Raw genomic sequence first — 14,733 nt, 5'->3', positions numbered from 1 at the left:
TTTTATGGAAATGGATTTGATTACAAGAAGACAATTTATAAAAAAAACAGGGCTGGCCACCGGAGCTCTTCTATTCTCCGGATCTTTGATGTCAGGCAAGAAATACAAAAAAGAAAAAAGGCCCAATGTCATATTCGTATTTGCAGACCAGTGGAGAGCCCAAGATACCGGATTTGGAGGAAACAAAGACGTATATACTCCCAATTTAGACCTGCTGGCTAAAGAAAGTCTTACATTCAATAACGCAGTATCATGTATGCCGGTCTCTACCCCATACCGAGCATCACTACTCACCGGCCAATATGCCCAGACTCACGGGCTTTTTGTCAATGATGTACAATTAAACCCTGAAGCTAAAAGTATTGGTAAAGAGTATAAAGCTGCCGGATACAATACAGCCTATATCGGGAAATGGCACATCAACGGAAATGGAAGAAGTAACTATATTGCCCCGGAATATCGTCAAGGATTCGATTATTTCAAAGTATTAGAATGTACCCACGATTACAATAACTCACCCTATTACGACAATAACGATACAACTAAAAAAATCTGGGAAGGATATGACGTCTTTGCTCAGACAAAAGATGCACAACAATATATTACAGACCATGCAAATGATGATAAGCCGTTCTTATTGTTTCTCTCATGGGGGCCACCTCACAATCCTTATGAATCTGCACCTCAAAAATACAAGGACTTGTATGCAAATAAAGATATAGCCTTACGGCCTAATGTTCCAGAGAAAAATAAAGAAACAGCAATCAAAGATATCAAAGGATATTATGCCCATATTTCCGCTTTAGATGAATGTATCGGTTGGCTTCAAGAAACAATAAAAGAAAAGGGTATTGAAGAAAATACAATTTTTGTCTTTACCTCTGACCATGGAGATATGCTATATTCACAAGGGCAAGTAAGAAAACAAAAACCTTACGATGAATCCATTATGGTCCCGCTACTACTAAAGTATCCAGATCGTTTCGGTAAAAAAGGCAGAATTGTAGATACTCTGGTCAATGTTGTTGATATCATGCCTACTCTCTTATCCATGTCGGGATTACCCATTCCTAAAAGTGTAGAAGGATGTAATCTATATCCTATATTGATGGGTAAACAAAAAGACAATATCGAAGGAGCCTTGATAGAATGTATAACTCCTTTTGGAGAATGGGAGAGAAGAAGCGGAGGCCGGGAATATCGGGGAGTAAGAACCAAACGGTATACTTATGTGAAAGACCTGAATGGCCCATGGCTTCTATTCGATAACATTACAGACCCTTACCAAATGCAAAATCTGGTAGATGAGCCTTCCGCCCAAAAAGTCAAATCTGAACTCGATGGTTTATTAACAAAATTATTAATTCAAAAAAAAGATGAGTTCCTTCCTGGAGAGGAATATATAAAAAAATGGGGATATACCGTAAATAAATGGGGAACAGTAGAATATACCCCTTGATACATAAGAACATAATTTCTATAAATTTATAACGATGAGATACTCCTTATTTACACTGTTTTTTCCTTTACTATTATCAGCGTGTCATTCTCACATAGAAACCAAAGAACCGGTAGATTATGTAAATACACATATTGGTAATATCAGTCATTTATTAGTCCCGACATTTCCAACTTGTCACCAACCGAATAGTATGCTGAGGATGAACCCCGGCCGCCATGAATTCGTCACCGATCGGATGGCGGGATTTCCCCTCAACGTCCCCTCCCATCGACAAGGTGATGTATTGTATCTTATGCCATATTGCGGAGATCCCGAAGGTCTTAGTCCTAAAACCCAATATCGATATGACCAAGAAGAATCAACTCCATATCACTACTCGGTTTTTTTGGATGACTACGGTATTACTGTCGATTTCGCACCAGGGCAGCGCGCGGCATTATTTACCTGCAAATTTGAAGAGATTGGAGAAAGATGTATCCAATTGAAAACGACAGGAAAAGGTGAAATAAAAGGAGAGAAAAATTCTCTGTCAGGATATGATACATACAAAGGTACAAAACATTATTTCCATCTTGAATTTGATAAAACTCCGACATCTTTTATTGAAAAAAATATAGCAGATACTGCTGTACTTTGTGCTCAATTCGGAAAAGAATTAGAACAACTCGGAATCAGATATGGCATTTCCTATATTAGCGTAGAACAAGCTAAAAAGAACTTAAATAAGGAAATAAATGACTACAATTTGCAGGCTTTGGCCCAAACAGCCCGAGCAGCCTGGAACAAAGCATTAGGAAAAATCAATGTCGAAGGTAGTACCGAAGACGAAAAAATAACCTTTTACACTGCCTTATATCGGTCACATGAACGTATGATCAATATCTCGGAAGACGGGAAATATTACAGTGGATTTGATGGAAAAATACATGATGATGAAGGTATCCCTTTTTGGACTGACGACTGGGCATGGGATACATACCATGCATTGCACCCATTACAGATTATATTAAATCCCAAAGACCATGAGGCCAAACTCACATCTTATATTCGCATGTACGAGCAATCAGGTTGGGTACCGACTTTCCCCTGTGTATTCGGTGATGCTCACTGCATGAACGGGAATCATGCTTCCGTTATATTTGCAGATGCACTCTGTAAAGATATCCCATTTAATGTAGAAAAAGCTTTCGAAGGATGCAGGCATACTGTTCTTAACGAAACCATGATACCTTGGCGCAGAGCTCCCAAAACAGAACTAGATGACTTTTATCATAAAAATGGATGGTTCCCGGCATTAGCTCCAGGAGAAAAAGAAACCGTTGCTTTAGTTGATGATTTTGAGCAAAGAGAAGCTGTCGCCGTAACACAAGCAGCATCTTATGATGACTGGTGTATTGCACAAATGGCCAACCACTTAGGAAAAACCGATGAATACAATTTCCATATAAAAAGAGCTTTTAACTACCGTAATTTATTCAACTCAAAAACAGGATTTTTCCATCCGAAAGATAAGAATGGCAAATTCATAGAACCATTCGATTACAAATTTTCAGGAGGGATTGGTTCCAGAGCTTATTACGATGAAAACAATGCATGGACCTATATATGGAACGTACATCACAACATTGCCGATTTAATCAATTTGTTCGGAGGGAACAAACCCTTTATTGAGAAACTGGACCAACTATTTGTAGAAGGCATGACTACCGCAAAATGGCGTTATTATGCCGTACATCCTGATGCAACAGGAAACGTCGGACAGTACGTTATGGGAAACGAACCAAGCTTCCATATACCTTACCTATACAATTATGCCGGACAACCTTGGAAAACTCAAAAACGTATTCGGATGCTGATGGAAAGTTGGTTTAGAAATGATTTAATGGGAATCTGCGGAGACGAAGATGGAGGTGGAATGTCTGCCTTTTACGTATTTTCCGCATTGGGATTTTATCCGGTATCTGCCGGCATGCCTTATTACACAATAGGAAGCCCTATATTTACAAAATCTTCTATAAAACTCGATAATGGCAAAACATTTACCATCATCGCCAAAAATAATTCACGGAACAATAAATATATCCAGTCGGCCCGGTTAAACGGAAAACCATATAACAAAACATATTTTTCCCATAAAGATATTCTTACCGGAGGAACTCTTGAATTAATTATGGGAAATCGTCCCCAAAAAGAATGGGGAACCGACAATAATGCAATTCCTCCTTCAGAAGGGACAAAAATAAAAACAAAATAATTTAACATACATCAACAACAATGAAACGATTATTCATTATACCGATAATTCTATTATTATTCACCCAGTGTCATATTTCCGAACAAAAGGAACCGGTAGACTATGTAAACACTCTTATAGGAACGAATAATAATCCAAGTTTTTCTCATGGCAATACTTACCCTGCCGTTACACATCCGTTTGGTATGAACTTCTGGACTCCACAAACAGAGCATATGGGTGATACTTGGATATATGTTTACAATAGTGACTCAATACGAGGATTTAAACAAACTCATTTGCCTAGCCCCTGGATAGGAGATTATGGAGCATTTTCCATTATGCCGGTATCAGGAACCTTAAAAGTAAAAGATACGGAACGGGCTGCAGCTTTCTCTCATGCAGAAGAAATAGCAACACCATATTACTATTCAGTAAAACTTCAAGACTATGAAATATTAGCAGAAATGACAGCAACTGAACGGTGCGGATTCATGCAATTTACTTTTGACAATGATAACAACTACATTGTATTAGATGCCTATCATCAAGGAGCATCAGTAAAAATCATTCCCGAAGAACAAATGATTGTGGGATATTGCAAAAACCGATTTGCCGGAGCACCTGAAAATTTCACAAACTTCTTTGTCATTCAATTTGACCAACCATTTGAAAGTTTCGGAGTATGGAATAATGAAAAAATATTTGAAAAAAAACACGAAATTGAAAATACATATGCCGGAGGATACATAAAGTTTCCTGCTGCCAATAAAAAAGTATCTTTAAAAATAGCCTCCTCTTATATTTCATTGGAGCAAGCACACCAAACTCTTTCGTTAGAAATTGGTGAAAAGTCATTTGAAGACATCAAATCTCATTCACGGCAAGTTTGGAACAAACATCTTTCCAAAGTTGAAATAGAAGGGAATAATGAAGAACAATTGAGAACTTTCTATTCTAATTTCTATAGGACATCACTATATCCTCGAAAATTTTATGAAATAGACGAGCAAGGGACACCTCATCACTTTAGCCCTTATAATGGAAAAATAAATACAGGGTATATGTACACGGACAATGGTTTTTGGGATACATTCCGGTCTGCTCATCCTTGGCTTACACTCATCGTACCATCTATTTCAAGAGAAATAATGCAAAGTTTGGTAAACACATATAACGAAGGCGGATGGTTGCCCAGCTGGGCCAGCCCGGGTTACAGAGACTCGATGATAGGTTCTCATGCCGTTTCCCTAATTACCGATGCCTACCAGAAAGGTATTACAGATTTTGACGCAGAAAAAGCATTCGAAGCTGTAGTTAAAGACTGTTTCCAGCCTGCTCCTAAAAAATATATCGGAAGATACGGATATAAAGAATATAATGAAAAAGGTTATATACCTTATCCGGAATATGAACAAGCAACTTCCATGTCTCTCGAATATGCATATGACGATTTCTGCATCTATCGTTTGGCCGAATTATTAGGGAAAAATCAAGATACATTAGATATGTTCAAGGAAAGGGCAAAGAACTATATCCATTCTTTCGACACGACAACCGGATTCATGCGCCCAAGAAAAGCCGATGGCAGTTGGTACTCGCCATTCACTCCATATCTTTGGGGTGGACCTTTTACAGAAGGAAACTCTTGGCAATACTCATGGAGTGTTTTCCACGACATCCAAGGATTAATCAACTTACACGGAAGCAATGAAGCTTTTGTCAATAAAATGGATTCTCTATTCAAAGTTCCACTTAACGCTCCACTATACGGACGATATTTCAACGAAATTGCCGAAATGCATAATGCAAGTTTTGGACAATATGCCCATGGGAATCAACCAGATCAACACTTTGCCTATTTATACAATTATGCAGGGCAATCATGGAAAACTCAACGACTGGTACGTAAAATTATGGATAGACTTTATAACTCCACGCCAAACGGATATTGCGGAGACGAAGATAACGGACAAACATCCTCTTGGTACTTGTTTAGCGCGATAGGTTTTTACCCAGTTTGTCCAGGAACAGGACAATATGTATTCGGTTCGCCCTTATTCAACACTGTAAAACTACATCTTGAAAATGGAAAAACATTCACGGTCAAAACTTTTAATAACAAACCTGGAAATTGTTACATCGATAATATCGAGATTAATGGAGAAAAATATACTCCATTATATATCTCACATAAAACAATAACCGAGGGAACGACCTTATTTTTCAATATGTCTTCCCGTCCCAATAAAAACTTAAAACTTGACAAAAAAGATTTGCCCTATTCTTTATCCAATGAAATAAAAAACTAAAAATCCTATATTACAATTATGAAGAATATAGTTAAATACGTATGCATCATATCATTTTTGTTGTTATCTACGGCAGAAATATATGCAAACAATAAATTACCTATAAAACCCATAAATCTGAAAACCGAATATCTGATAAACCCGATCGGTATAGATGTCATCACTCCTCGTCTGTCATGGGAAATAAATGACGAAAGGATGGGGGCCTTACAAAATGCATATCGTATCTTAATTTCAAAAGATTCTATAGCCTTAACACGAAACCGCTCTCTTATCTGGGATTCTGGGAAAGTCTTATCATCTCAGACTTCTAATATACAACCCGACATCAAATGTGAACCGATGACCCGATACTACTGGAAAGTCATCTTCTGGGATAAAAACAAGAAAAAATCCGCAAACTCAGAAATTGCATATTGGGAAACCGGTATAGGAGGAAAATGGCAAGGGAAATGGATAAGTGACGGAAAAGGGAAAGAATATTTTCCCGCTCCACTTTTTAGGAAAGAAGTTACTTTTCATGAAAAAATAGCCCGTGCGACAGCTTACATCTGTGGTTTAGGTTATTATGAATTATATATCAATGGGGACAAAATAGGGAACCATATATTAGACCCAGGATTTACTCGTTTTGACAAAAAAACTTTATATGTCACCTATGACTTGACACAAGAACTAAAACAAGGGAAAAATGCTTTTGGGGTTATTTTAGGAAACGGGTGGTACAATATACAATCTCATGCCACATGGAATTTCCATAACGCTGTTTGGCGTAATCGCCCGACATTCATTCTTAACATACGAGTAGAATATGAATCAGGCAAAACCGATTGGATTGTTTCTGACGAATCCTGGAAAACTTCTACCGGAGCCATTCGCTTTAACAATCTGTACAGTGGAGAATATTATGATGCAGGAATGGAACCTGATGGATGGAATCGTACTGGATTTGACGATAAAAAATGGAATCAGGCAAAACCTGTCGAATGTCCATCGGAAAATATTATAGCGCAATCTATACCTCCAATCCGAATAAAAGAAGAAATCAAAGCTGTCAGTTATAAACGTTTAGGTCCCAATCACTATGTATACGATTTAGGACGAAATATCGCAGGAGTTTGTCGTTTTACAGCCCAAGGAGAAAAAAAGACTAAAATAAGAATCAAACATGGCGAAAAACTATATCCAGACGGAACTGTAGACATTTCAAATATCGACTATTTTTTCTATCCGGAACATTTGAGTGAAGATTTCCAAACTGACATATATATCATGGACGGCAAAGGTCAAGAAACATATATCCCCAAATTCACATACCATGGTTTTCAATATGTAGAAGTAATAGCCGACAAACCAATAACATTAGATATAAACTCTATTACTGGACTTTTAGTCCACACAGATCTTACATCCGTCGGTACATTCAATTGTTCCAATGAATTACTGAATAAGATATACGAAGCCACTCGTAATGCATACATAAGTAATATACATAGCATACCTACAGACTGTCCTACTCGTGAAAAAAACGGCTGGACTGCTGATGCTCATACTGCCATGGAATTTGCTTTATTCAATTTTGACGGTTATTCTTTTTACGAAAAGTGGATACGTGATTTTTATGATGTCCAGAAAAAAACCGGGGAACTTCCCGATATAGTACCGACTGCCGATTGGGGATATCCCGGAGGTAATCCGGCTTGGGATGCAGCATTTTTCATTATCCCCAACGAAATGTATATGTATTATGGAAACCCGGCTATGCTGAAAGAACCATATGAGTATTATAAGAAATACCTTGATTTTATCGGAAAGAAAGCAAACAATTATTTACTGGATTTCCGTCTTTGGGACTGGTGTACCTACAAAGCTTCTACTCCTGTAGAATTGACATCTTCCATGTTTTATTACACCATGACTAAGCTCATGGCCAAATCGGCAAAGTTAAATGGAAAAATATCGGATATCCAAAAATACGAAGATCTTGCCAAAAAAATTAGAAAAGCCATCAACGACAAATTCTATAACAGTACGACCGGAATATATGCTAATGGAACACAAACTGCTCAATCCTACGCCCTTTATTCTGGTATCGTACCGGAAGGACAAGAAAGCAAAGTAGCAAGAGTTTTAGCCGATTCAATTCAGGCTAACGGAAATTTCCTGGATTTCGGATTATTTGGCAGTAAATCAGTGTTAAATATTCTATCTGAATACGGATATCATGACATCGCCTACAAAATGATCACCCAAACAGAGTGTCCTTCATTAGGATGGTGGATTAAAAAAGGAGCTACTACTTTATGGGAAGCATGGGATGGTAACGAATCAGCCTCCCTAAACCATGTCTTTCTTGGGGAGGCCTCAGCCTGGATGATAAAAAAATTGGCCGGAATAAACTATTTACCAGAGTATCCAGGATTTACGCAATTCCTGATAGCCCCTCAACCAGTAAAAAATTTATCCTTCGTCAGAGCAAGTTATCATTCCATACATGGAGAAATTATTTCTGAATGGAAAAAAACAGATAAAGGTACAATATATTATATAATCATTCCGGCTAATACAACTGCTCAGATTGTCTTACCAAAAGACAAAAACGATTCGTTATTTATAAATAATAAGAATAAATACGACACTCAATACTTCGTATCAGTTCCGGTTAAAGAAAAAAACAAATTCTTATTTACCCTATCTTCCGGTAAATATGTAATAGAAATCAGACACCAATAAATAATTTTTTCTATTTATGAAAACCATAAAAATAACTTTCATCTTTATTGCTTTATTTATCAGCTTTATCAGTTGCGAGAAGGAAAATACTGCCATTCCTGAACCGCCATCTCCTGTACAACTATTTACACCAAAGGACCAAGCAATAAATGTTACATTCCCCATCGAGCTCTCTTGGGAAAAAGCGTCTTCTACCAACAACGAAAGAATATCGTACAGAGTATATTTCTCAAAAAACAATCAAGATTGGATTTACATTGCTTCTGGAAAAAATTCTTTGACAGTAACAGAAGAGAATTTGGATCCAGGAACTCTTTATTATTGGAAAGTTGAAACAATAGATGCATACAAACAAAGTTCTGTGAGTGAGACTCATTCATTTACTACAGCTGGGAAACACTATTATAAAGACGGAGAAGTATTACAGTTGCAACACAGCACAAAAGGTAATGGGGTAAATATTGTCATTCTTGGAGATGGATTTATCAAAGAAGATTTGGAAGTTGGCGGGACTTATGAAAATTATGCACGAAAAGCAATGGAAGCTTTTTTCCTAACTGAACCTTATCTTTCATATCGAGAATATTTCAATTTTTACACTGTATTTGCCGAATCCAATGAACGTGGTGCCGATTATGAAAACAATCTCACTGAAGTGAAAGATACAAAATTCAACGCTTCATATGACAATACTAATATGTCAAGTACTTACATGAAAGCCAACAACAATAAATGTTGGGAATACTGCAAAATGGCCCCGAACTGTGATGATATAGACAAGACTCTTGTTGTGCTGATGGTCAATGCTTCCCGTGTTGCCGGATACTGTCATTTTTGGATACAAGGGCGAGCCATAGCTTTATGTCCAGTAAAACCCAAAACAACAGCTTTCAACAAACAGTTTGAGAACACGGTACTCCATGAGGCAGGAGGTCATGGATTTGCCAAACTTGCTGATGAATATCTGAAATATGCTAAAAAAAGTATCAATGCCAATGATGCTACCGCAATTAGTGATAAAAAAAATCTGGAGGCAGGTCTAAAAGGTGGAATGTTTGCCAATGTAGATACTACCAACCATCCCGACCGAGTAAAATGGAGAGAATTATATCAAAAATATCCGGAAAAATATAAATACGTACGTTCCGTAGAAGGTGCATATTATTATGGATTGGATATGTTTCGTCCCGAACCGAACAGCTGTATGATTAATAATATCAAATATTACAATGCTCCCAGCCGGATGGCTATCGTAAAACGAATTAAATTTCTTGCTGGAGAAACATTTTCGCTTGAAGATTTCGTTGCTAATGACAAACTCTTGAATTTTCCTCCACAAAATGAAGTAGAATAATATTCATATAGCATTTATTTTCCATAGTGTGTGGTTAGTACTCCGGAGATATTATTGTGAGACATTCATTATCATCCCAATATCTCCGGAAATTTTCATGACAATCTGTTAACCAATCATTACCCTTTACATAATCAAGTTGGTCAATTTCGAGAAACAGAAGAAACCTCTTATCTAATCAGATACCCAATAAAAATGAAAAAGATAATATAAATATCCTTTTCCTACCTACTTCTTGCTATTTTAGTGAAATATACAGAAAAATATATATACTTCCTTTCAGTATCAGTTTAGAGATATTACCTTCGCAGAGCAAAACCTAATCATAACTATATATGAATTTCGAAAACGAAAACTGGGAACAATTTAAAGGACAAGTTTGGAAAAAAGAGATTAATGTCAGAGATTTTATCCAGAACAATTATACACCCTATGACGGTGACGATTCGTTCTTGGTTCCATCTACCGATAAAACCCAAAAAGTTTGGGACAAATTATCGGAAATGTTTAAAATAGAGAGGGAAAAAGGCGTATACGATGCAGAAACTCGCTTACCACAAGGTATTGATACTTACGGCCCAGGTTATATCGATAAAGATAATGAAGTAATCGTCGGTCTGCAAACTGATGCCCCTCTGAAAAGAGGAATATTCCCCAAAGGAGGAATACGGATGGTCGAAAACAGCCTCAATGCTTACGGATACCAACTCGATCCCATGACCAAAGAAATTTTTACCCGATATAGGAAAACCCATAATGAAGGGGTATTTTCGGCATATACTCCCGAAATGTTAGCCGCCCGCCGCTCCGCAATTATTACTGGGCTACCTGACGCTTACGGCCGTGGACGTATCATCGGAGACTATCGCCGCGTTCCTCTATATGGAACCACAATCCTAATAGAAGACCGTCAAAAATACCTAAACAGGCTCGATATACAAGAGCTTACAGAAGAAACCATTCAAAGTAGAGAAGAAACATCTGAACAAATAAAAGCTTTGAAAGCCTTTGAAAAAATGAGTGCATCATATGGTTTTGATGTAACTCGTCCAGCAAAAGACGCTAAAGAAGCTGTTCAATTTCTCTATTTAGCATATTTAGCTGCCGTTAAGGATCAAGATGGTGCAGCTATGTCTTTAGGACGTACATCCACTTTCCTCGATATATATATTGAAAAAGATGTTCGCGAAGGCAAATTGACAGAAGCTGAAGCTCAAGAACTCATCGACCAATTTATTATCAAACTTCGTATTGTACGGTTCTTACGTACCCCGGAGTACAACGACCTTTTTTCTGGCGATCCGGTTTGGGTAACCGAGTCATTAGGAGGCCAAGGTGTAGATGGCCGGTCTTTAGTAACCAAGACTTCATTCCGTTACCTGCACACATTATATAATCTCGGACCTGCGCCAGAGCCAAATCTGACAGTTTTATGGTTTAAAAATGCTCCTGAAAACTGGAAAAAATTTTGTGCAAAAGTCTCTATTGATACCTCTGCCATCCAATATGAGAATGATGACCTGATGCGTCCTGACTACGGGGATGATTACGGCATTGCCTGCTGCGTATCTCCTATGAAAATCGGCAAACAAATGCAATATTTTGGAGCTCGTGCCAACTTAGCCAAGTGTCTCCTTTATGCAATCAACGGGGGACGTGATGAAATTTCGGGCGTTCAGGTTGCTCCTAAATATGAAGCTATCACCAGCGAATATCTCGATTATAACGAGGTTATGGACAAATACGAACAGATGATGCGCTGGTTAGCCAAAACATATGTAAATGCTCTGAAAATCATACATTACATGCATGATAAATATGCATATGAAGCTTTTGAAATGGCCCTTCATGATGGACATGTAGAACGTATCCGGGCAACGGGTATTGCAGGTTTATCTATTGTGGCCGATTCTTTAGCGGCAATACGGGATACAAAAGTCAAGATAATCCGTGATAAAAGAGGGCTTGCTGTCGGTTTCGAACGCGAAGGAGAATATATTCCTTACGGTAATAATAATGATAGGACAGATAACATAGCTGTAGAAATTACCGAAAAGTTTATGGAATATCTCCGTCAACATGAAACATACCGTAACGCAATTCCTACACAATCGATATTGACAATTACCTCAAATGTAGTTTATGGGAAAAAAACAGGAACAACACCAGACGGACGTCCTGGAGGTACTCCCTTCGCTCCTGGAGCAAATCCAATGAACGGACGCGATACTAAAGGGGCAATTGCGGCTTTAGCCTCAGTTGCAAAACTCCCATTCCAGCACGCTCATGATGGAATTTCTTATACTTTTGCCGTATCTCCATCAACATTAGGAAAAGAAAAGGAAATCCAAATAAACAACCTTGTAAGCCTTTTAGACGGTTATTTTACTCCTGATGGCGGGCAACATCTGAACGTAAATGTCTTCGATAAATCTTTATTACTCGATGCAATGGAACATCCCGAAAAATATCCGCAATTGACTATCCGGGTTTCCGGTTATGCTGTCAACTTTGTAAAATTGACACGAGAACAACAACTCGACGTCATTTCAAGGACAATTAATCAAAGTCTTTGATTCATCCCAATACAGAATGAGCATCAAAGGAAGGATACATTCATTAGAGAGTTTCGGGACCGTTGATGGTCCCGGAATTCGTTTTGTCGTTTTCATGCAAGGATGTCCACTCCGCTGTCTTTATTGCCATAACCCGGACACTTGGGAAACAAAAGGCAAAGTAAACTACGAAATGACCCCGGAAGAGCTTATAAACGAAATTTTACGATATAAAAATTTTATTACCAATGGAGGTGTTACAGTATCTGGAGGAGAGCCTCTGATGCAAGCTGAATTTGTAACCTCTTTTTTTAAACTATGCCAAGAAGCGAGAATTCATACAGCATTAGACACAACAGGATTCATATATACGCCCAAAACTATTGCCTTGCTACAATATACCAACTTGGTTCTTTTAGACATAAAAACGATAAGCCCTGAATTACACATAGCGCTGACTGGTGTAAAACACAACAATACTCTGCGTTTTTTAAATAAAATAGAAGAATATAACATTCCGGTTTGGATACGTCATGTCGTTGTACCGGGTATCACTAATGATAAAATATCATTGCAAACCCTTGCTAAATACATCTCCCAATATAAAGTAATCGAAAAAGCTGAGATTTTGCCCTATCACACTATGGGTTCTTATAAATATAAAGAATTGGGAATGAAGTATCCTCTAGAAGATACACCACCTTTATCAATTGAAGAGTTAAACATAGCAAAAGAAATTTTTAGGAAAAACGGTATCCCATGTGAATAAAATAAATATTTTTATCGATATCATTTTCTTTTTAAACAGCTTCTAAGTTAGTAAATATATTTTTTTCTTGTATTTTATCAAATGTTCCTTTTGATAAAAGAACATTTTGTACATTTACATGCTAAATATAAAATAATATCGATGAAACATATTGCCATTATTTCATTATGCTTATTTTTCTGTGCTCTCATATCAGCCCAAAAACAAACCTTTACTGTAAAAGGAAATATAGTTGGATTGGAAAAAGGAGACTCTGTCCTTATTTTTAAAGAAAACATATTACATCCTGAAAAGCGAACTTGCGATACATTATTGATAAATAAAAAGAACAACTTTACATATAAAAAGACCAATGAAGGGGCTACATTTTACACCCTTGTATACCATCCAACCAATAAAAGTAAAAGTACTCGCAATCGGAGTCTGACTCTTTTTCTAGGTAAAGGAACTGTGAAACTAAAAGGAGATACTGACCATTTTAGTATGGTAGAAAAGAAAGGAAATGATTACAAACACAAATTAGTAGCTCGATACATATTTTTAACTGATAGTATCGCGAGCATAGAATCCAATGCTTATGACCGTTATGAAAAAGCCATGGAAGCCAACGATGGCAATGCAATGAAAGAAGCATTAATAGAGCTATCAAAAGGTCATGGAACTGCCGAATTAGATAGTCTTACTTTAGAATTGGTAAATACCGTAAATGATAGTGAATACGCGGCTGCACTCTATCTATGGAACTCAGCCCTACTATCCTCAGCCGAAATAGAAAAACGCTTGAACGGATTTACTCCAGAGATTCAAAAATCTTTTACAGCAAAAGAACTACGCAAAATAATAGAAATGAAAAAGAGTGTAGAACCTGGTGCGATAGCTCCGGATTTTACTTTAACCGACGTCAACGGAGAAAAAGTGACATTACAAGATTATGAAGGAAAATATTTGCTGATTTTCCATTGGGGGATTTCCAAAGGTTGTTTCCGGACAAATACAGAATTAGAACAAATATATAACATGTACCATAGTAAAGGTCTTGAGATATTAGATTTTGTTCAAAGTGACGTACAACCCGGAAACTATCTTTCCTATACCCCTGAATTATATCGACAACTACACCCTTTATTACATCATCTTTGGAAATCTGTATATACTTCTATGAGCGAAAATACTCATATTATTAAAAAATACAATCTTTCTGCCATGCCTCTACTTATTCTTATTTCCCCTGAGAAAAAAATCATTGCACGTAATTTTGGCAGTACAAATGAAATCGTAAAAATATTAGCAAAAGAACTGATTCAATAAAAATAAT

Annotated in this window: 8 protein-coding genes; all 8 read left to right on the top strand. The window is 37.2% G+C overall.

What is annotated here, in order from left to right; all coding sequences use genetic code 11:
- Nucleotides 1–4: 4 nt before the first annotated feature.
- The 8 genes from Cop2CBH44_RS14550 (at nucleotide 5) to Cop2CBH44_RS14515 (ending at nucleotide 14,726) form a co-directional block, all read left to right on the top strand.
- The gene (locus tag Cop2CBH44_RS14550; protein ID WP_200755100.1) at nucleotides 5–1,459 is read left to right on the top strand and encodes a sulfatase family protein; all 1,455 of its coding nucleotides are present in this window, start codon (nucleotides 5–7) and stop codon (nucleotides 1,457–1,459) included.
- A 34-nt stretch (nucleotides 1,460–1,493) separates the two neighbouring features.
- The gene (locus tag Cop2CBH44_RS14545) at nucleotides 1,494–3,716 is read left to right on the top strand and encodes a GH92 family glycosyl hydrolase (RefSeq protein ID WP_055097979.1); all 2,223 of its coding nucleotides are present in this window, start codon (nucleotides 1,494–1,496) and stop codon (nucleotides 3,714–3,716) included.
- A gap of 20 nt (nucleotides 3,717–3,736) precedes the next feature.
- A complete protein-coding gene (locus Cop2CBH44_RS14540) occupies nucleotides 3,737–6,007 on the top strand; it encodes a GH92 family glycosyl hydrolase (protein ID WP_021929710.1) in 2,271 nt (756 codons plus the stop codon).
- An 18-nt stretch (nucleotides 6,008–6,025) separates the two neighbouring features.
- The gene (locus Cop2CBH44_RS14535) at nucleotides 6,026–8,740 is read left to right on the top strand and encodes an alpha-L-rhamnosidase (protein WP_200755099.1); all 2,715 of its coding nucleotides are present in this window, start codon (nucleotides 6,026–6,028) and stop codon (nucleotides 8,738–8,740) included.
- A gap of 16 nt (nucleotides 8,741–8,756) precedes the next feature.
- On the top strand, nucleotides 8,757–10,094 hold the full coding sequence (locus Cop2CBH44_RS14530) for a M64 family metallopeptidase (protein ID WP_021929708.1): 1,338 nt from the start codon (nucleotides 8,757–8,759) through the stop codon (nucleotides 10,092–10,094).
- Between the two features lie 335 nt (nucleotides 10,095–10,429).
- Nucleotides 10,430–12,670, top strand: a complete 2,241-nt coding sequence (gene pflB / locus Cop2CBH44_RS14525) for a formate C-acetyltransferase (RefSeq protein ID WP_200755098.1) — start codon at nucleotides 10,430–10,432, stop codon at nucleotides 12,668–12,670.
- Nucleotides 12,671–12,686: 16 nt separating this feature from the next.
- Nucleotides 12,687–13,418 carry a pyruvate formate-lyase-activating protein gene (gene pflA, locus Cop2CBH44_RS14520; protein WP_021929706.1) on the top strand — a complete coding sequence of 244 codons (732 nt, stop codon included), beginning with the start codon at nucleotides 12,687–12,689 and terminating at the stop codon, nucleotides 13,416–13,418.
- A 141-nt stretch (nucleotides 13,419–13,559) separates the two neighbouring features.
- On the top strand, nucleotides 13,560–14,726 hold the full coding sequence (locus Cop2CBH44_RS14515; protein ID WP_021929705.1) for a redoxin domain-containing protein: 1,167 nt from the start codon (nucleotides 13,560–13,562) through the stop codon (nucleotides 14,724–14,726).
- Nucleotides 14,727–14,733: the final 7 nt, after the last annotated feature.

Origin of the sequence: Coprobacter secundus subsp. similis, assembly GCF_015097275.1 — a bacterium.
Taxonomy (GTDB): domain Bacteria; phylum Bacteroidota; class Bacteroidia; order Bacteroidales; family Coprobacteraceae; genus Coprobacter; species Coprobacter secundus.
Note: the sequence above shows the minus strand (reverse complement) of the source record. Positions and strands in the feature narration are given on the sequence as shown.

Coding starts and splice junctions, on each gene's coding strand:
- Cop2CBH44_RS14550 (WP_200755100.1), top strand. CDS start 5: ATGGAAATGGATTTGATTACAAGAAGACAATTTATAAAAAAAACAGGG.
- Cop2CBH44_RS14545 (WP_055097979.1), top strand. CDS start 1,494: ATGAGATACTCCTTATTTACACTGTTTTTTCCTTTACTATTATCAGCG.
- Cop2CBH44_RS14540 (WP_021929710.1), top strand. CDS start 3,737: ATGAAACGATTATTCATTATACCGATAATTCTATTATTATTCACCCAG.
- Cop2CBH44_RS14535 (WP_200755099.1), top strand. CDS start 6,026: ATGAAGAATATAGTTAAATACGTATGCATCATATCATTTTTGTTGTTA.
- Cop2CBH44_RS14530 (WP_021929708.1), top strand. CDS start 8,757: ATGAAAACCATAAAAATAACTTTCATCTTTATTGCTTTATTTATCAGC.
- pflB (WP_200755098.1), top strand. CDS start 10,430: ATGAATTTCGAAAACGAAAACTGGGAACAATTTAAAGGACAAGTTTGG.
- pflA (WP_021929706.1), top strand. CDS start 12,687: ATGAGCATCAAAGGAAGGATACATTCATTAGAGAGTTTCGGGACCGTT.
- Cop2CBH44_RS14515 (WP_021929705.1), top strand. CDS start 13,560: ATGAAACATATTGCCATTATTTCATTATGCTTATTTTTCTGTGCTCTC.